This is a genomic window from Stenotrophomonas sp. YJH_SMC_6 (genome assembly GCF_059371335.1).
Window position 1 is genome coordinate 94,563 of sequence record NZ_JCAFUM010000005.1, and the last position, 18,891, is coordinate 113,453.

At 66.0% G+C, this 18,891-nt stretch carries 15 protein-coding genes; 4 read left to right on the forward strand and 11 right to left on the reverse strand.

Translation table 11 applies throughout. From position 1 onward, the window contains the following. Positions 1-29: 29 nt before the first annotated feature. The 8 genes from AC5P9N_RS06940 to AC5P9N_RS06975 all read right to left on the reverse strand — a co-directional run bounded on the left by AC5P9N_RS06940 (position 30) and on the right by AC5P9N_RS06975 (position 7,620). Complete coding sequence (locus AC5P9N_RS06940; RefSeq protein ID WP_012479057.1) at positions 30-617, reverse strand: CatB-related O-acetyltransferase; 588 nt, start codon at positions 615-617, stop codon at positions 30-32. Continuing rightward, a complete protein-coding gene (locus AC5P9N_RS06945) occupies positions 614-2,008 on the reverse strand; it encodes an ABC transporter ATP-binding protein (RefSeq protein WP_012479056.1) in 1,395 nt (464 codons plus the stop codon). The genes AC5P9N_RS06940 and AC5P9N_RS06945 overlap by 4 nt, the downstream gene beginning before the upstream one ends. Then, positions 1,998-2,828: an ABC transporter permease gene (locus tag AC5P9N_RS06950; RefSeq protein ID WP_012479055.1), complete on the reverse strand. Its 831-nt coding sequence runs from the start codon at positions 2,826-2,828 to the stop codon at positions 1,998-2,000. The genes AC5P9N_RS06945 and AC5P9N_RS06950 overlap by 11 nt, the downstream gene beginning before the upstream one ends. A gap of 5 nt (positions 2,829-2,833) precedes the next feature. Further along, positions 2,834-4,018, reverse strand: a complete 1,185-nt coding sequence (locus AC5P9N_RS06955; RefSeq protein WP_164212677.1) for a cystathionine gamma-synthase — start codon at positions 4,016-4,018, stop codon at positions 2,834-2,836. Positions 4,019-4,141: 123 nt separating this feature from the next. Then, on the reverse strand, positions 4,142-5,512 hold the full coding sequence (locus AC5P9N_RS06960; RefSeq protein WP_005407965.1) for a pyridoxal-phosphate dependent enzyme: 1,371 nt from the start codon (positions 5,510-5,512) through the stop codon (positions 4,142-4,144). Between the two features lie 300 nt (positions 5,513-5,812). Further along, positions 5,813-6,049 (reverse strand): HP1242/YdcH family protein, encoded by a 237-nt coding sequence (locus AC5P9N_RS06965; protein ID WP_005407964.1) that lies wholly within the window; start codon positions 6,047-6,049, stop codon positions 5,813-5,815. A 324-nt stretch (positions 6,050-6,373) separates the two neighbouring features. Continuing rightward, on the reverse strand, positions 6,374-7,258 hold the full coding sequence (locus tag AC5P9N_RS06970; protein WP_099484605.1) for an OmpA family protein: 885 nt from the start codon (positions 7,256-7,258) through the stop codon (positions 6,374-6,376). Further along, on the reverse strand, positions 7,255-7,620 hold the full coding sequence (locus AC5P9N_RS06975; protein WP_005407961.1) for a DUF4398 domain-containing protein: 366 nt from the start codon (positions 7,618-7,620) through the stop codon (positions 7,255-7,257). The genes AC5P9N_RS06970 and AC5P9N_RS06975 overlap by 4 nt, the downstream gene beginning before the upstream one ends. A 121-nt stretch (positions 7,621-7,741) precedes the next feature. Here AC5P9N_RS06975 and AC5P9N_RS06980 point away from each other — a divergent pair, with 121 nt between their 5' ends. The 3 genes from AC5P9N_RS06980 (at position 7,742) to AC5P9N_RS06990 (ending at position 11,723) form a co-directional block, all read left to right on the forward strand. Then, the gene (locus tag AC5P9N_RS06980) at positions 7,742-8,869 is read left to right on the forward strand and encodes a PilT/PilU family type 4a pilus ATPase (protein WP_004141526.1); all 1,128 of its coding nucleotides are present in this window, start codon (positions 7,742-7,744) and stop codon (positions 8,867-8,869) included. A 129-nt stretch (positions 8,870-8,998) separates the two neighbouring features. Then, positions 8,999-10,282 (forward strand): putative DNA modification/repair radical SAM protein, encoded by a 1,284-nt coding sequence (locus AC5P9N_RS06985; RefSeq protein ID WP_099484604.1) that lies wholly within the window; start codon positions 8,999-9,001, stop codon positions 10,280-10,282. Beyond that, positions 10,263-11,723, forward strand: coding sequence for a UdgX family uracil-DNA binding protein (locus AC5P9N_RS06990; protein WP_099484603.1), 1,461 nt, complete (start codon positions 10,263-10,265; stop codon positions 11,721-11,723). The genes AC5P9N_RS06985 and AC5P9N_RS06990 overlap by 20 nt, the downstream gene beginning before the upstream one ends. 44 nt (positions 11,724-11,767) lie before the next feature. Here the strand turns inward: AC5P9N_RS06990 and maiA are convergent, their stop codons facing one another. After that, entirely contained in the window at positions 11,768-12,436 is a 669-nt protein-coding gene (gene maiA / locus AC5P9N_RS06995; protein ID WP_060380110.1) for a maleylacetoacetate isomerase, read from the reverse strand. A 14-nt stretch (positions 12,437-12,450) separates the two neighbouring features. Then, positions 12,451-13,440 (reverse strand): fumarylacetoacetate hydrolase family protein, encoded by a 990-nt coding sequence (locus tag AC5P9N_RS07000; protein ID WP_099484602.1) that lies wholly within the window; start codon positions 13,438-13,440, stop codon positions 12,451-12,453. A gap of 858 nt (positions 13,441-14,298) precedes the next feature. Between AC5P9N_RS07000 and AC5P9N_RS07005 the strand changes: the two genes are divergently transcribed. Next, positions 14,299-15,714, forward strand: a complete 1,416-nt coding sequence (locus AC5P9N_RS07005) for a DEAD/DEAH box helicase (RefSeq protein WP_099484941.1) — start codon at positions 14,299-14,301, stop codon at positions 15,712-15,714. A 524-nt stretch (positions 15,715-16,238) separates the two neighbouring features. Here AC5P9N_RS07005 and AC5P9N_RS07010 read toward each other — a convergent pair. Then, complete coding sequence (locus AC5P9N_RS07010; RefSeq protein ID WP_099484940.1) at positions 16,239-18,833, reverse strand: M14 family zinc carboxypeptidase; 2,595 nt, start codon at positions 18,831-18,833, stop codon at positions 16,239-16,241. Positions 18,834-18,891: the final 58 nt, after the last annotated feature.

The window sequence follows — 18,891 nt, forward strand, 5'->3', positions numbered from 1 at the left end:
AGCCGGTTTCTTGAGAGATGTTCAGAGAGTCAGGGCGCACTGGCGGCGGCGATGAAGGCTTCAACGTCACCGCTGCAGAGCAGCGATTCGAAGGCGCGGATACGGTCGATCGGCCAGCTCCACCAGGCAATCGCACGCAGGCGGGCGATCGTCGGCTCGTCGTATCGGGTACGCACCACCTTCGCTGGATTGCCAGCAACGACGGCATAGGCCGGCACATCGCGCGAAACCACGGCGCCAGCACCGATGCAGGCACCATCGCCCACGGTCACGCCGGAAACAATCATCGCGCCATGCCCGATCCAGACATCGTTGCCGATGCGCGTGGGGCCCTTGGTGTGCGGGTGCCCATCGTGGCCAGCACCGGGGGAGTTCAGCGCGATGCGCAACGGATAGGTCGTTACCCAATCCAGACGGTGCTCGCCGCCCCCAAAGATCACTACGTCATCGGCGATCGAACAGAACGCCCCGATCTCGATGCGTTCACCTTCCGACCATACCTTCAGTTGCGGAGAACCATAGGTGTATCGACCGACGCTGATGCGCGGGTCGGTACTGGCCAGTGGTGGAATGAAGCCGTGCGCTTCGGTCACCGTCGGTCCCTGCGATGCGCTCACTGCGGCTCTCCTGTCGGCTGCGGCTGACGGGTGCGGACCATGGTCACTTCCTCGAACGGGATACCGACCAGGCCATAACGCAGCTTGGGCGAGGCCACCCGGATCAGCACCGCATCATGCAGCCAGGCGTGCTGGGTGTTGGTGTACGGGTCGCCTTCGGCGATCGAGACGGTCATCGAGTACTCGCCGTTGGGCAGCAGCGGCAGAGTGAACCGGAACGACGCTTCCAACCCGGTGCCACCCTCCACTTCCATCGGCGGCTGGATATAGGTGTAGGTGTGTTCACCGAACAGCGATTGCCCAAGGCGATCCTTGACGAAGAATCCGATCAAGGGACTCGTCAGGGGATCATGCGCGGTCGCGCGGATTTTCAGCACGACATGCTCGCCACCGGCAAACGTCGTGAAGGGCTCACCGTCCTCGTTGCACAGGGTGACCGAGTCGATGCTTGCCACGCCGGACTGCCAACCGGCTGAATTGGCAACGTTGTCGAACAGCTCGACCTTCAGGTCCTTCTCGATCCGGGCTGGCGACGGAGTGCCAGGCGATGCCTCCGCGGCACGGGCAGCGGCCTGCCGTGACTGCAGCTTGACCGTATCGCCATACACTTCCTGCGAGCAGTATTCGATGTAGGCGTTGCAGGTTTCCTGCGCAGTGCCATGCATGCGCATGTCGCCACGATCCAGCCAGACGGCGCTCTGGCAGAAGTTCAGCACGGAAGAGGTGTCGTGACTGACGAACAGCAGCGTGCCGTTCTCACGGAACTTGCGCAGGTAGCGCATGCACTTCTGCACGAAGATCGCGTCACCGACCGCCAGCGCTTCATCGATCACCAGGATATCGGCATCGACATGCGCGATCACCGCGAACGCCAGGCGCACGTACATGCCGCTGGAGTAAGTCTTGACCGGCTGTTCGAGGAAGTCGCCGATGTCGGCGAATGCCACGATATCGTCATACTTGCGATCGATCTCCTCGCGCGACAGGCCCAGGATCGACGCGCTCATGTAGACGTTCTCGCGACCGGTGAACTCCGGATTGAAGCCTGCACCCAGCTCAAGCAGTGCGGCCACGCGACCTCGAACGGTCACTTCGCCGTGCGTCGGCTGCAGCGTGCCGCAGATGATCTGAAGCAGGGTCGACTTGCCGGAACCATTGCGGCCGATGATGCCCACCGTGTCGCCACGCCGCACCTCGAAATCGACGCCTTTCAGCGCCCAGAACTCACGGTAGTACATGCCACCAGGACGCCCCAGCAACCGCGACAGTCGCGGCAGCACGGCCTGCTTCAGACGGTCCTGTGGCTGCGAGTACACCTGGAAGCACTTGGTGACACCGGAGACCCGGATCGCCAGATCATCAGGCTCACGCACAGGTTCATTAGATGACATCGGCGAACCCCCGGCGCATTTTGTGGAAGCAGACATAGCCCAGCCACGCGACCACGGCGGCGAAAATGGCGTACTTGCCCAAGCCAATGAAATCGGGCGCCTTGCCCCAGATCAGCACTTCCCGCGACTGCTCGATGATGAACGTGAGTGGATTCAAGTAGATCCACTTGCGCATGTTCTCCGGCAACGCGTGCACTGGATAGAACACCGGCGCGAGGAACAACAGCACGGTAGTGAAGATGCCGGTCATCTGGCCGATGTCGCGCACGAACACACCCAGCGCCGACAACAGCCAGGCAAGGCCCATCGTGAACAACACCAACGGGAACACGACCAGTGGGAAGTACAACGCGGTGACGGGCAGAACGCCACGGATCAGCAGTTGCGCCAGCAGCAGCACCACCAACGTCACCAACGCATGGAACAACGCGGCTCCCATCGCCACCCAGGGCAGCGTGTCGAGCGGAAACACCACGCGTTTGACGTAGCTGGCATTGCCGACAATCAGGCTGGGGGCACGATTGACGCACTCGGCGAAGATGCCGTGCACCAGGATGCCCACGAACAGGATGATCGCGAAGTCGCCCTTGTGCGCCACGTCGCCGCCCCATCGGGCATTGAAGACCACCGAGAACACGAAGGTATATACGGCGAGCATCAACAGCGGGTTGAAGAACGACCACGCCAAACCCATCAACGAGCCACGGTAGCGGCTGATGACTTCGCGTTTGGCCAGCTGGTAGATGAGTACGCGGTTGCCGAGAAAACTGCGCACCATCGCCAGCGGCGAAACTGATGTGTTGGCGGACGACACGGTCATCGGATTCACGCAGCAGTACCCGCCAACGCCCTCTCCAGATCCACCTGCAGATCCCCCAGCTCCTCCACGCCCACGCTCAGCCTTACCAGCGCATCGCTGATACCCAGCTGTTCCCGCCGCGCGACCGGGATCGAGGCATGCGTCATCACCGCCGGGTGGTTGACCAGGCTTTCCACACCGCCCAGCGACTCGGCCAGGGTGAACAGCTCGGTCTTCTCGCAGAAGCGCTTGGCCGCCTCGAAACCGCCCTTGAGCACGATCGAGACGATGCCGCCGTAGCCGGCCATCTGCCTGCCCGCCAGCTCGTGCTGCGGGTGCGACGGCAGGCCCGGGTAGATCACCTTCTCCACCGCCGGGTGCTTGTCCAGCCACTGGGCCAGGGCCAGCGCGTTGGCGCAATGCGCCTTCATGCGCAGCGGCAGGGTCTTCAGGCCGCGCAGAGCCAGGAAGCTGTCGAACGGGCCCTGCACACCACCCACCGAGTTCTGCAGGAACGCCATCTGCTCGGCCAGATCGGCGTTGTCGCCCACCACCACCATGCCGCCGACCATGTCCGAGTGGCCGTTGAGGTACTTGGTGGCCGAGTGCAGGACCAGGTCCGCGCCCAGCTCCAGCGGGCGCTGCAGCATCGGCGAGGCGAAGGTATTGTCGACCACCACGATCAAGCCATGACGCTTGGCGATGGCAGCGACCGCGGCGATATCCACGATCTTCAGCATCGGGTTGGTCGGGGTCTCGATCCAGACCATCTTCGTCTTTGGCGTGATGGCTGCCTGGAACGCAGCCAGGTCGGTCAGGTCGACGAAGCTGAAATCCAGTCCGGCGGTGCGGCGACGCACGCGCTCGAACAGGCGGAAGCTGCCGCCATAGATATCGTCCATCGCCACCACGTGGCTGCCGGCGTCCAATAGTTCGATCACGGTCGAGCTGGCCGCCATGCCCGAGGCGAAGGCAAAGCCACGTGTACCGCCTTCCAGCGACGCCACGCAACGCTCATAGGCGAAGCGGGTCGGGTTGTGGGTACGCGAGTACTCGAAGCCCTGGTGCTCGCCCGGGCTGGACTGCGCATAGGTCGAGGTGGCGTAGATCGGCGGCATCACCGCGCCGGTGCTGGGGTCGGGCGATTGGCCGCCGTGGATGGCCAGCGTGGCCAGGGCCAGGGCGCGATCCTGGGAAGTAGCGTTGGACATGTTCTTTCCTGAGGGGCGCCGACACGCGGCGCCATCGAAGGTGCGGAAGTCTACCAGCGCGGCCTTAACGACCTTTGACGCGGATAAACCGGGATTCAGCAGCGAACGTCTGCGATCAACGGCTTACTGCACCCGACGGCGCAGATAGTTCAGCAGGTCGATACGGGTGATCAGGCCCAGGAAGGCGTTGCCGTCCATCACGATCGCCACTTGGCCGCGGTCGAACACCGGCAGCAGCGCCTCGATCGGCGACTTCACGTCCAGCCGGTCCAGCTTGCTGACCATGGCGGTGGCGACGGTGTCGCGGAAGCGCGCTTCGTCACCATAGACGTGCAGCAGCACGTCGCTTTCGTCGACGATGCCGACCAGCTGGTCACCGTCCATCACCGGCAGCTGCGACACGTCGTACAGCTTCATGCGCTGGTAGGCGGTGGTCAGCAGGTCGTTCGGGCCGATCACCACGGTGTCGCGCTGGCCGTACGGGCGCAGGATCAGGTCGCGCAGGTCACCGTGCTGCGGGCGCTCCAGGAAGCCGTTGTCCAGCATCCAGTAGTCGTTGTACATCTTCGACAGGTACTTGTTGCCGGTATCGCAGACCAGCACCAGCACCTTCTTCGGCGTGGTCTGCTCCTTGCAGTACTTCAGCGCAGCGGCCAGCAGGGTGCCGGTGGACGAGCCGCCGAGGATGCCTTCCTTGCCCAGCAGTTCACGCGCGGTGTGGAAGCTCTCGGCGTCGCTGATGGCATAGGCCTTCTTGACGCGGCTGAAGTCGGAGATCGACGGCAGGAAGTCCTCGCCGATGCCCTCCACCAGCCAGCTGCCCGACTTGTCGTTGAGCACGCCGTCATTGATGTATTCGGCCAGGATCGAGCCGACCGGATCGGCCAGCACCAGCTCGGTCTTCGGCGACAGCTTGGCGAAGGCACGCGACAGGCCGGTCATGGTGCCGGAGCTGCCGCAGCCGAACACGATGGCGTCGAGGTCGCCGCCCATCTGCTCCAGGATCTCCGGGCCGGTACCGAATTCATGCGCGGCCGGGTTGTCCGGGTTGCCGAACTGGTTGATGAAGTAGGCGCCCGGGGTCTGCTCGGCGATGGTCTTGGCCAGGTCCTGGTAGTACTCCGGATGGCCCTTGGCCACGTCCGAGCGGGTCAGGCGGACTTCGGCGCCCATCGCCTTCAGGTTGAAGATCTTCTCGCGGCTCATCTTGTCGGGAACGACCAGGATCAGCTTGTAACCCTTCTGCTGCGCGACCAGGGCCAGGCCCAGCCCGGTGTTGCCGGCGGTACCCTCGACCAGGGTCGCACCCGGCTTCAGGTCGCCGCGCTGCTCCGCCGCCTCGATCATCGACAGGCCGATGCGATCCTTGATCGATCCACCCGGGTTGGCGCTTTCGAGCTTCAGGTAGAGCTCGCAGACGCCGGTGTCCAGGCGCTGGGCCTTGACGATCGGGGTCTGGCCGATGAGTTCGAGGACGGAAGAATGAATGGGCATTCGGAGGACTTTCGGTTCGCGCCGCAGGGGGCCGGACCGATGATTATCCGTCGGATGGCGATGAATGTCAGGTCGGCGCGGAGACGGGCCGCAAGCCCGCAGAAAGAGATGCGGACGGCCCCGGATCGACGAGGAGACCGGTACCGCCCGCATCGGTGAGTTGTGCCTGCAGGCCAAGGCACCACCGCCTGTGGTGCCTTGGCGCGGCCGCCTCATCGGCGGTGCCGCGATGCCGGGGCAGGAGCGCCCGGCGGGGCCATCGATGGCCGGGTCACGCCGTTCCGGGCGTGACGGGGTGCGTCAAAGCGTGGGGGACGTCGTTGGGAGCGGTGTTTCGTACATTCGCAGAAGTCGTTGCTTGGCCAGCAGCTTCTCGCGCTTCATGCGACCCAGGGTGACATCATCGATCGGGAGTACACCCAACTCCGCGTCCATGCACTTCTTGTTCAACTTGCGGTGCTGGTCATGGAGCGCCCTGAACTCCGGATCACGCGCGCGACGTGCGTCGATCTCGCTCTGGGGCTGATCTTCAAACATGATGGACCTCCTTCGACAGATACACGAACGCCCCGGCCGCAAGGCACGGGGCGTTGTTCATGGAGGAGCGCCGGTCGATGGCCACCTGGACGCCTGCAACGACCTGCAGCACTGGCCTGCGCACGTCGATCTGCTGCGGTTCGCGCCCTGCTTGCATCGGCCCGGCCCTCCCATCGTCCGGTCCGCGGCATTGCGTCCCGGACGATTGACCCTACGCCTGCTCAAGGCGGGGTACAAGACCCCTGCGTCAAAAAGACCGAACCCCGCCGGGGCGGGGTTCAGGCTGAATGCTCATCACAACGAAAAACAAACAATATCAAGCAATTACGGAGCGATGATGACCTCGGCCGAACGTGCCTGGGTGGAGGCCGCCTTCTTGCCGGCAAGCTGGATCCGGTTGCTCGCGACACCCGCCGCAACCAGGGCATCGCGCAGGGCCTCGGCACGCTTCTGGCCTACGCCGTTGGCACTGTCGTAAGCCTCGATGCGCAGGCGGCCCTTCTTGCCGATGTTCAGGTATTCGGCCAACGCCTTGGCCTGGTTGCGGGCGCCGCCGGACAGGCTGGAGGCGCCGGCGGCAAACGCATCGCCACGGAAGGTGAAGACCTCGCCGCGGCCATCGAACTTCGAGCCCGGCAGCTTCTGACCGGACACCAGCTCGGCTTCCTCGCGGGCGAGCTTGGCGGCGTTCTGCTGGGCGGCGCTGAGGCGCTGCTGCTGCTTGCCGGCGACGCTGGTCAGGGCGTTCTCGGCGTCCTGGCGGGCCAGGGTCTCGGCCTCGGCGGCCTGGCGCAGGCGTTCAGCCTCCTCGGCCTGCATCTGTGCCTGCATGCGCAGCTGTTCGGCTTCCTGGCGGGCACGCGCGGCATCGCGGCGGCTGGCCTCGATCAGCAGGTCGCTGCGGGTCCGCTCCAGGCGGTCGACCTCGCGGGCGGCCAGCGCGGTACGCACGGCCGTCTCGGCGATCTCCACCCGGCGCTCGGCCAGGTAGGTGGCCAGCTCCTGGTCGCGGCGCTTGGCCTTGTCCAGGGTGGCGATGGCCTGCTGGGCCTGCATGCGCTCGAAGGCGCCCAGCTCAGCGGTATCCGGGTTGGCCTGGATGGCCAGCAGGCGCTGGCTCAGCTGCGCCACCATCGGGTTGTCGGCGGCCACGGCCAGGGTCGGCAGCGCCAGCAGCGCGGCCAGGGTTGCGGCAGTCATCGGCTTCACCGGCGATCCTCCCCGGTCGACAGCTGGCGTTGCAGCTGGTTGACCTCGTTGCGGCGCAGCTGCAGCTGGGCGGTCACGGTGGCTTCCTCGCTGCGCACGCGGGCCAGGTCGGCATCGGCGGCGGCACGCAGGGCCATGGCCGGGGCATTCTTGCGCTCGCGGCGGTCGCCGGCGGCGCGCTGGGCCTGCTCCAGCCCCTGCCGGGCCAGCCCGATCAGGTCCGGGGCGTACTGGTCGGCATCGGCCTGGGTGGCCTTGTCGACCGCCTGCCGGGCCTGGGCCAGTTCCATCGCGCCATCCTGCGCCCAGGCGGGGGCAGACAGTGCGAATGCAAACGCCATCACATACAGGCTGTGGCGCATTCGTGCGAAGCTAAGTCGTTTCATTGGGGAGGCCGTACCGGTTGTCGGTTCACGGCCATTGTCGTCAAGCCGACACCGTGCTGGCAACGGGCGTCGGCCGTTTCGTTGGGGAAAATTCGCAATGGATATCGGCTACTTCCTGAAGCTGATGACCGAAAAGAACGCTTCGGACATGTTTCTGACCACCGGGGCACCGGTCTACATCAAGATCGAGGGGAAGCTCTATCCGCTGGGCAACACCGGCCTGCCGCCGGGCATGGTCAAGAAGATCGCCTACTCGCTGATGGACGAAGGCCAGGTGCCGCAGTTCGAGCGCGAGCTGGAACTCAACATGGCCATCGCCCTGCCCGATGCCGGTCGCTTCCGCGTCAATGTGTTCAAGCAGCGCGGCGAAGTGGGCATGGTCATCCGTGCCATCCGCAGCCGGATTCCGAGCATCGAGGAGCTGAACCTGCCGCAGGTGCTGAAGGACGTCATCATGACCCCGCGCGGGCTGGTGCTGGTGGTGGGGTCCACCGGTTCCGGCAAGTCCACCTCGCTGGCGTCGATGATCGACCACCGCAACAGCACCACCACCGGTCACATCCTCACCATCGAAGACCCGATCGAATACCTGCACAAGCACAAGATGTCGATCGTCAACCAGCGCGAGGTCGGGCTGGATACCCATGCCTTCCACAACGCGCTGAAGAACGCCATGCGTGAGGCGCCGGACGTGATCCTGATCGGCGAGATCCTGGACGCAGAGACGATGGAAGCGGCGATCGCCTTCGCCGAAACCGGCCACCTGTGCCTGGCCACCCTGCACTCCAACAACGCCGACCAGACCATCGAGCGCATCCTGAACTTCTTCCCGGAAAGCGCGCACAAGAACGTGCTGATGAACCTGGCGCTGAACCTGCGTGCGGTGATCAGCCAGCGCCTGGTGAAGAACAAGGAAGGCCGTCGCCTGCCGGCCACCGAAGTGCTGCTCAACACGCCGATGATCCGCGACCTGCTGCGTCGCGGCCAGGTGCACGAAATCAAGGCGGCGATGGAAGCATCGCTGGAAGAGGGCATGGAGAGTTTCGACCAGTGCCTGTTCCGGCTGGCCAAGGCCGGCACCATCGAGCAGGAGGAAGCGCTGCGCGCGGCCGACTCGCGCGATGGCCTGGCGCTGAAGTTCCGCCTGTCCGAAGGCAGCAGCGGCGAGCATGACCCGTACGCGGATTTCTCGGCCGGCGCACCCAGCATCACCCACGGTTTCTGACCGCACAAAAAGGGGACGGCGGGGATCAAGTCGTAAGTGCATATACGACTTAATCCCCTCCGTCCCCTTTTCCTGAAGAATTCAGGGGACGTCTCATCCAATGAGACCCCTCATCCGTAGGTTTCCTCAATGGAAACCATCCGCAAGCTGGCCATTCTGGCCGATGCCGCCAAATACGACGCCTCCTGCGCCTCCAGCGGCTCGGGCAAGCGCGATTCGCGCGCCAGCGGCGGTATCGGCAGCACCGAGGGCATGGGCATCTGCCACAGCTATACGCCCGATGGCCGCTGCGTATCGCTGCTGAAGATCCTGCTGACCAACTTCTGCGTCTACGACTGCGCCTATTGCGTCAATCGCGTGTCCAGCAATGTGCCACGCGCGCGCTTCAGCGTGGACGAGGTGGTCACGCTCACCCTGGACTTCTACAAGCGCAACTACATCGAGGGCCTGTTCCTCTCCAGCGGCATCATCCGCAATGCGGACTACACCATGGAGCAGATGGTGGAGGTGGCCCGGCAACTGCGCGAAGAACACCGCTACGCCGGCTACATCCACCTCAAGACCATTCCCGAGGCCTCGCCGGAACTGCTGGCCAGCGCCGGGCGTTACGCCGACCGCCTGTCGATCAACGTCGAACTGCCGACCGAAGCCGGGCTGAGCGCCTTGGCGCCGGAGAAGACGGTGCATTCGATACGCGGCGCGATGGGCGAACTGCGTTGGCGCATCGAGGAAGCCAAGGAGGCGCGCAAGGCCCCCGCAGCGGTGGCGCCGACGGCCAGCCGCAGCGCACGCCCGCGCCCTCCCCGTTTCGCCCCGGCCGGGCAGAGCACGCAGATGATCGTCGGCGCGGACGGGGCCAACGACCAGCAGATCCTGGCCAGCGCCGACAGCCTGTACGGCAGTTACCGGATGCGCCGGGTCTACTACTCCGCGTTCAGCCCGATTCCCGATGCCAGCCGGCAGCTGCCGCTGCAGCCCCCACCCCTGCAACGCGAGCACCGGCTGTACCAGGCCGACTGGCTGTTGCGCTTCTATGGCTACCGCGTGGACGAGATCACCGACACCACCCAGGGCGGAATGCTCGATCTGGATATCGACCCGAAGATGGCCTGGGCGATCCGCCATCCCGAACGCTTCCCGGTCGATCTGAACCGTGCACCGAAGGAAATGCTGCTGCGGGTGCCCGGCCTGGGCGTGCGCAATGCAGAGCGCGTGCTGATGGCGCGCCGGCACGGGCGCCTGCGCGTGGCGGACATCGCCCGCCTGAAGGCGCCGATGAGCAAACTGCTACCGTTTGTGCTGTTGGCCGACCATCACCCGCGCAAGGCACTGGATGACCCGGCCGCACTGCGAGCACAACTGGCCCCGCCGCCGCGCCAGGGATCACTGTTCGATGCACCGCCGGCAGCCTGACGCGCCGCGCTGGTCGCAGCGGGTGGATCCGCCGTGGTCGCTGCAGGCCTGGCGCGACGGCGCGCGTGATGCGCTGCTGCGGGGCGTGCGGCCCGAGCAATTGGACTGGCTCGAAGGCGGCGAGGCATCGCTGCTGGATGCGCCGCCGGTGCAGCAGGCACCGGTGGCGGCACAGGCAAGCGTTCCCGGCGTCCCGCGCGAATTCCTGGAACTGGCCGACACCTGCCTGTGCCATGGCGAACCGCAGCGCCTGTCACTGCTGTACCGGCTGCTGTGGCGGATCACCCATGGCGAACGCGCGGTGCTGACCAATCCCGCCGATGCCGATGTGCTGCGTGCGATGACATTGGCCCAGGCCGTCCGCCGTGACACGCACAAGATGAAGGCATTCGTGCGCTTCCGCGAGGTGCCTGGCCAACCTGATGCGTTCATCGCCTGGTTCGAGCCACAGCACCACATCGTCGACCGGGTCGCGCCGTTCTTCGCACGCCGCTTCACCGGCATGCGCTGGGCGATCCTCACTCCTTCGCGCAGCGTGGCGTGGGATGGACAGGCGCTGACCTTCGGCCCCGGCGCACGCCGCGAGGACGCCCCGGCCGAGGATGCGCGCGAGGCCCTGTGGCAGACCTATTACGCCAGCATCTTCAATCCGGCCCGGCTCAACACCCGGATGATGATGCAGGAGATGCCGGCCAGATACTGGCGCCACCTGCCCGAGGCGCAGCTGCTGCCGCGCCTGGTGCGCGATGCGGGCGATCGCGTGCAGGAAATGCATGACCGGCCCGCGCAGGCACCCCAGCGCAGGATTCCCATGCGTGGGGACGCTGCGGCAGCGCGCCCAGATACCGCCAGCCTGCAGACGCTGCGACGGCAGGCCAGCGCCTGCCGCCAGTGCCCGCTGTGGGAGACCGCCACACAGACGGTGTTCGGCCAGGGGCCGGCCGATGCGCGGGTGATGGTGATCGGCGAGCAGCCTGGCGATACCGAGGATCTGCGCGGCCAGCCGTTCGCCGGCCCTGCCGGCCAGTTGCTGGACCGCGCATTGGCCGAGCTGGGAATCGATCGCGCCACGCTGTACCTGACCAACGCGGTGAAGCACTTCCACCATGAGCGGCGCGGCAAGGTAAGGCTGCACAAGCGGCCGGAAAGCCGCCACATCCAGGCCTGCCGGCCGTGGCTGATGGGCGAGATCGCGCGCGTGCGGCCGCAGCTCATCGTCTGCCTGGGCGCAACCGCGGCAGCCTCGGTATTTGGCCGTGATTTCAATCTGTCGCGCGACCGTGGACGCTGGCACACGCTGGAGGAAGGCACCCGCGGCTACGCCACCGTGCACCCGGCGTGGGTGCTGCGGCAAGGCGATGGCGCGCGCCGCGAACGGGCCTATGCACTGTTCCGCGATGATCTCGCGCAACTGCTGCAAAAAGGGGACGGAGGGGATTAAGTCGTGAATGCACTTGCGACTTGATCCCCTCCGTCCCTCTACTTTCAGGCTGCGTCGGGCTGGTTTTCCGGGCGCGCGCGGTCGAAGGCGTCCAGCGCCTGACAGGCGGCCTCGATGCGGCGAAGGGTCGGGTACGGCGCAAGGTCCAGGCCGAAACGATGGGCGTTGTACAGCTGCGGCAGCAGGCAGAGGTCGGCCAGCCCGGGGCGGTCACCGTGGCAGAAGGTGCCGGTGTCACGGCTGTTGGCCAGCATCGCCTCCATTGCCGCGAAGCCCTCGGCCATCCAGTGCAGGGTCCACTGCATACGGGCGTCGGCCGGCAGCTGCAGGTCGCGCTCCAGGTACTGCATCACCCGCAGGTTGTTGATCGGGTGGATGTCGCAGGCCACCAGCTGGGCCAGTGCCCGCACCCGCGCACGGCCGGCGGCATCGGCCGGCAGCAGCGGTACCTGCGGAAAGCGCTCGTCCAGGTATTCAAGGATCGCCAGCGACTGAGTCAGCACATGCCCCTCATGCAGCAGGGTCGGCACCTGCTGCTGCGGGTTGAGCGCGCGATAGGCGTCCAGGTGCTGCTCTCCGCCGTCGCGCACCAGATGCACCGGCCGCGCCTCCCAGGCCAAGCCCTTCAGCTCCAGACCGATGCGCACGCGGTAGGCGGCGCTGGATCGCCAGTAGGTGTACAGCACGATGCCGTCGTCGACCGGAATCTCCATGGCCGCCTCCATGCTCAGGGCTTGGCGGCCTGTTCGATGCGCTGCTCGATCGCACCGAAGATGCTGTTACCGGCGGCATCGAGCATCTCGATGCGGACCACGTCGCCGAACGACATGAACGGCGTGCTCGGCTTGCCGTCGCGCAGGGTTTCGACCACGCGCTGCTCGGCGAAGCACGACGCACCCTTGCTGGTGTCTTCATTGGCGATGGTGCCCGAGCCGACGATGGTGCCGGCGCCCAACGGACGGGTCTTGGCCGCATGCGCGACCAACTGGGCGAAATTGAACTGCATGTCCACGCCCGCTTCCGGTGCACCGAACCACTTGCCGTTGATGTGGGTCAGCAGCGGCAGGTGCACCTTGCAGTCCTGCCAGGCCGCACCCAGCTCATCCGGGGTGACGAACACCGGCGACAGCGCCGAGCGCGGCTTGGACTGCAGGAAGCCGAAGCCCTTGGCCAGCTCGCCCGGAATCAGGTTGCGCAGCGACACATCGTTGACCAGGCCGATCAGCTGGATGTGGCCCGCCGCCTGTTCGGGGGTGGCCGCCATCGGCACGTCGTCGGTGATCACCACGATCTCCGCTTCCAGGTCGATACCGTACTCCTCGCTGACCACCTTGACCGCATCGCGCGGGCCGTAGAAGCCGGCGCTGGTGGCCTGGTACATCAGCGGATCGGTGTAGAAGCTTTCCGGCACCTCGGCGCCACGGGCGCGGCGCACGCGCTCGACGTGCGGCAGGTAGGCACTGCCGTCGACGAATTCATAGGCGCGCGGCATCGGCGCGGCCAGGGCCTGCGGGTCGAGGTCGAACACGCCGTCGGCATCGCCGGCATTGAGCGATTCGTACAGGGCGTTCAGGCGCGGCGCGATGTGGCTCCAGTCTTCCAGAGCCTGCTGCAGGGTGGCGGCAATGCCGGTGGCGCGCACGCCGTGGCGCAGGTCACGCGAGACGACGATCAGGGTGCCGTCGCGGCCGCCTTCCTTCAAAGAACCAAGCTTCATGGGTGGGTGTCCGGAGTCGTGGGCAAACAAGTTTCAAGTGTAATCAAATCTGCGGCGGCGCCAAGCTGCAGCGCGGCATCGGCCCACCCTACCGTAGTGGGGGGTTCGGCAGGGCTTGCAGCCCTGCACTTGCTCAATGCAACAGCAACGGCAACGTCAAAAGCGGCTCTGGCTTTCTGCTGGTTGGGCGGGGCGGTGTGGGCCGGCAGGACACGCCGTAAACCCGTCCATGGGGGCTCGATGGCGCCATCCATGGCGCCAACGGTCCTGCCCACCCACACCGCCCCACCCCCGACAGGTTCCCAATGACTGATCGAACATCCACATCATTCATCGTCGAGATCCGTCAGACACCGAAATTGATCGAATGAGATTCGACAGATCGCGGAAAACTGTCGAAGGCGGGGTGGGTCCGGTGACAGGGGCGTGAGCCGCATGGATGCGGCGACCGAGCTTACATGGACGTACTTGCAGCGCCCCCTGCCACCGGACCCACCCCGCCTCCCACAGGAACCCGGCCTTTGACGTTGCTTCAGCCTCTGCGGGTGCAGGGCGCAGCCCTGCAGAGAGAACCCCTACCTGAACAGGTCTTTTTGCGTGAAGTCTCAAACATCGTTTAGACTTGCGCGGTCTGCAGCGGCCGTCCGTTTCCCTCCGGGATCGCCGGCGATCAGGGTCCGCCCTCTTCGCCCGCCCCCACTCCGACGCCGTTCGTCACGCATTCCAGCCTGCGCTTCGTGCCGGCTGCACCCAATTCTCGCAGCGCGGTTCACGGGAACGCTCCGAGTCAGCCGATCAGTTTGATCTGCCCCCGTCTGTCCGTTCGGACAGGCGTTTCTTGTACTTGGAGCAAACTCAATGTCTTTTGAATCGCTGGGCCTGGCGCCCTTCCTGCTGCGTGCGCTTGCCGAGCAGGGCTACGAAAACCCGACCCCGATCCAGCAGCAGGCGATCCCGCTGGCACTGGCCGGTCGTGACCTGCTGGCCGGCGCACAGACCGGCACCGGCAAGACCGCCGCCTTCGGCCTGCCGCTGCTGCAGCACCTGGGCACCGCCTCGCAGGAAGTGCGCAGCGGCCCGCGCAAGCCGCGCGCGCTGATCCTGGCCCCGACCCGCGAACTGGCCACCCAGGTGCACGACAGCCTGCGCGGCTACAGCAAGTACCTGCGCATTCCCAGCGCCTGTATCTACGGCGGCGTCGGCATGGGCAACCAGCTGGACATCCTGCGCCGTGGCGTGGACCTGCTGGTGGCCTGCCCGGGCCGCCTGATCGACCACCTGGAGCGTCGCAGCATCGACCTGTCCGGCATTGAACTGCTGGTGCTGGACGAAGCCGACCGCATGCTCGACATGGGCTTCCTGCCGTCGATCAAGCGCATCCTGGCCAAGCTGCCGAAGCAGAACCGGCAGACCCTGCTGTTCTCGGCCACCTTCGAGGACAACATCCGCCAGCTGGCGCTGGAGTTCATGCGCAACCCGGAACAGATCCAGGTGACGCCGAAGAACACCGTGGCCGAAACCATCACCCACCGCGTGCACCCGGTCGATGCCGGTCGCAAGCGCGACCTGCTGCTGCACCTGCTGGCGCAGGACAGCCGCGAGCAGACCCTGGTGTTCGCCCGCACCAAGCACGGCAGCGACAAGCTGGCCTCGTTCCTGGAAAAGTCGGGCATCAAGACCGCGGCGATCCACGGCAACAAGAGCCAGGGGCAGCGCCTGCGTGCACTGGGTGACTTCAAGGCCGGCCGCGTGACCGTGCTGGTTGCGACCGATATCGCTGCGCGCGGCATCGACATCAACGAGCTGCCGAAGGTGATCAACTTCGACCTGCCGATGGTGGCCGAGGACTACGTGCACCGCATCGGCCGTACCGGCCGCAACGGCGCGACCGGCCAGGCGATTTCGCTGGTGGCACAGGATGAAGTGAAGCTGCTGCGTGCGATCGTGCGCCTGCTGGGCCGCGACATGGACATCCGCGATGTACCGGGCTTCGAGCTGCAGGTGCCGATCCGCTGGGGCAACAGTGCGCCGGGCAAGGCCGAGCACGATACCGGCGAGCGCGCACCGCGCAAGAGCCATGCGCGCCGTCCGCACGGTGATGCGCCGCGCCACGCGCACGCAGGCCCGAAGAAGGCCGGCGGTGGCCGCCGCGAAGGCGGTGGCAATGGCCAGCAGCGTGCAGGTGCCGGCCAGGGCCAGCGTCGTGGCGGTGGCGGCAATGGTGGCGGCCGTGGTCGTGGCCAGGGTGGCAACGGCGGCGGTCGCGCCGGCTGATTCCAGCTGACATGGAGGGTGCTTCCCGCTGCGCGGAGGCTATCGAGGGACGGCGCTGACGCGCCGTCCTTTTTTGTTGCGGGCTACCGGGTGATAAAGCACGCGGTGGCAGTACCGAGGGCGAATGGGCATGGGGGCAGCGCAGAACACGCTGTAAATACGTCCATGTAAGCTCAATGGCGCCATCCATGGCGCCAACGGTTCTGCGCTGCCCCCATGCCCATCCGCTTCAAGCATTGCCTGCGCCTTCTTCTCCCGCCGGGTAGCCGGGAGAAGAAAGATCAAATTCAAATTCAAAATCAAAAGCCGAAGCCGCAATTCCTGGCTTTGCGTCTGCCCTTGCTCCCGCCTTGGGGTTCGATGCGTCCGCGCCCGCAGGAAACTGTCGAGGGGAGGGCGGGCGGGCTGCGCAGGACCGTGAGGCGCATGGATGCGCCGATCGAGCTTACATGGACGTATTTACAGCGTGTCCTGTGCAGCCCGCCCGGCCTCCCCCACACGCGTCAACAAAGGCGCGCAAACCCTCAACCCCGCGCTTTACTCGGATTCACCAGATTCCCGAAGAAGATCGCGTTGATCAGCAGTCGGTCCGTTCCGTGCCAGTACTTGCGATGCGCCGGATCATCGGCGAACAGCACCACGTTGCCCTGCCCCTGCGCCGACACCAGCAGCCACGCACTACCCGCCACCCGCGTGCGGTTGCGCTCGGACAAGTAACCGTTCACCCGCGGCGGCGTGTCGATGCGCACCACCGTGGAAAACGGGTTCGCGCTCGGCTGCAGCGTCACTGTGTTCTCCTTGTTGATCGCCAGCTGCCGGCGCGGCACGCCGAACGCCAACGGATGGCTGGTATCCACATCGGCACTGAGGATGTTGCCGCTGATCCGCTCGATCGCGGCAATGTCGCGCTGATCGCCGAACGCACGGCGGCTTTCGTCAGCAGCGTCTTCTTCCTTGCCGAGCTTTTCGCCGTCGGCCAGCTTCTGCTCGATCGCCCACTTCGAGGCACTGCCATAGGTCACCAGTGAACCTCCGGCCTGCACCCAGCGCTTCAGTGCAGCCACCGCCGTGGCATCGACGCCCGTGTAGGTGCCACCGGACAGCACGATCGTGGTGTAGCGGTCCAGCGGTACCTTGCCCAGCTGCTGCGGATCCAGCTTGCTGGCCGGCAACTGCAGCTGCTGGTCGAGCAGGAACCACGCCGATCCGATTTCGGTGGCGGCCACGCCCTCGCCCATCACCAGTGCCACCGCAGGCTTGCGCAGCGCCTTGACGCCGTCACTGCCGAGGTCGATGCCTTCGCGGCTCCGGCCGCTGGACAGCGCGTGGACCTGTACGCCCGCCTCGCGCGCGGCCGATGTCACTGTCTCGAGCAGCGCCGCGCCCTGCAGCGACTGCCCGGCAACCGGAATGACCAGGCTGCCGGCGGCGAAGCTGACGTCACCCTGCGCGGTCGCGGTGGTGAACGGCTGAAATGCCGCGCGTGCATTCACGCCCTTGCCCTGCAGCGCGGCCAGCGCGCGCCCGGCGTTGTAGTCGCGCCAGTCGATGGCGTAGGCGAATCCGGCCTCGCCGCCCAGCACCGCGCCCTGCTCCACCGGCAGCGCGGCCACGCGTGCGCCGCCTTCGATACGGCCGCGGCTGCCCGCAAAGGCCACGCCGTAGGCCGGTGCGATTGCATAGCTGGTGCTGCCGTAGAACACATCACCCTTGATCGGCGGCGTCTCGGCAAAGATCGAATGCACCAGGCGGAACTGCGCCTGCTGCACCGGCACCACGTAGGCGCTGCCGGCATCGAAGCGCTGCCCATCGACAGTGACTGCACGGTCCAGTGCGCGCACCTCGATCCGGTGCAGCAGCAGCAGTTCCAGCAGGCGACGGGTCAGGGCCGGGTCATGCGCATCGCCGAACACGAAGCTTTTCACAGGCTGCTGCGCAGCCTGCTTCAGCGCGCTCTGGAAGAACTGCTTCTGCAGGTCGAACAGGCCGCTGCGCTCGGTCACCGCGCCACGCACCGTGCCCAGCCCGGTGGCGACCTGGTTGCGGATGGTGAAGGGGAAGGTCAGCAGGCCATTCACCGATTCCTGCACGCGGCCGCGCGAGCTGGCCTGCTCGACGGTAACGCCGACAGCGCCATGGAAGTCCGGATAGGTGGAACCGTACACCGGCGAGAAGTTGTCGAAATTCTCGCCGGTGTAGTACAGCGACCCCAGCGCATCCAGCGCCTGCGCGTGGTACTTGGCGAGGGTCTTGTTGAATTCATACGACGCCGCCGGAATCAGCGGGCTGTGCATGCTCTTCGGCGAGGGCTCGAAGTAGTAGGTGCTGTCCTTGCCCATTTCGTGGAAGTCGATCTGCACGTTCGGGTACCACTGGTGGAACACCTCCACCTTCGGCCGTGAGTCCTGCTGGGTGAGGGCCAGCCAGTCGCGGTTGAGATCGGTGAAGTAGTGGTTGGTACGACCCTGCGGGAAAGGCTCGACGTGTTCCTTGTCGGCGGGGTCGGCAGAAGCTGGGTCGGACGCCCAGGCGTTGTGCCAGTTGGCAGCACGGTCACGACCATCCGGATTCTGCGCTGGATCGAACAGCACCACCGCCTGCTGCAGCCATTGCTGGGTTTCTGCGCTGCGGTTGGCCACCAGGTAGTACGCCGTCAGCATCGCTGCCTCGGCACTGGAGGTCTCGTTGCCGTGGACGCTGTAGCCCAGCCACACCACCACCGGGCTGTCACCGGCGGCGCTGCGCGGCTGCGCCGGATCGGCCAGGGTCGCGTGCTGCTGGCGGATCTGTTCCAGCCGCGCATGATTACCTGCAGCGGTGACGGTGGCGATCAACAGCGGGCGGCCTTCATAGCTGCGGCCGATCTCGCGCACGCTGATCTTGTCCGAGCGTTTCGCCAGTTCCTGGAAGTACGCCACCAGCTGGTCGTGCCGGGTGTAACGGCTGCCGATCGGGTAGCCGAGGAACTGCTCCGGCGTCGGCACCGCTGCATCGAACGCCGCCGCGTTGGTGACCTGCGGAAAGAAGTACGCGCTCTGTGCCTGCGCCGGCTGCGGCGAGGACAGTGCGGTGGCGGCGGCAAGCAGCAACGGAAGAACGGCACGGCGATGCAAGGACACGGTGACTCCCCTGGAACACAACGGCAGACGATCGCGCGGCCGGTCCCCTCAGGTGACC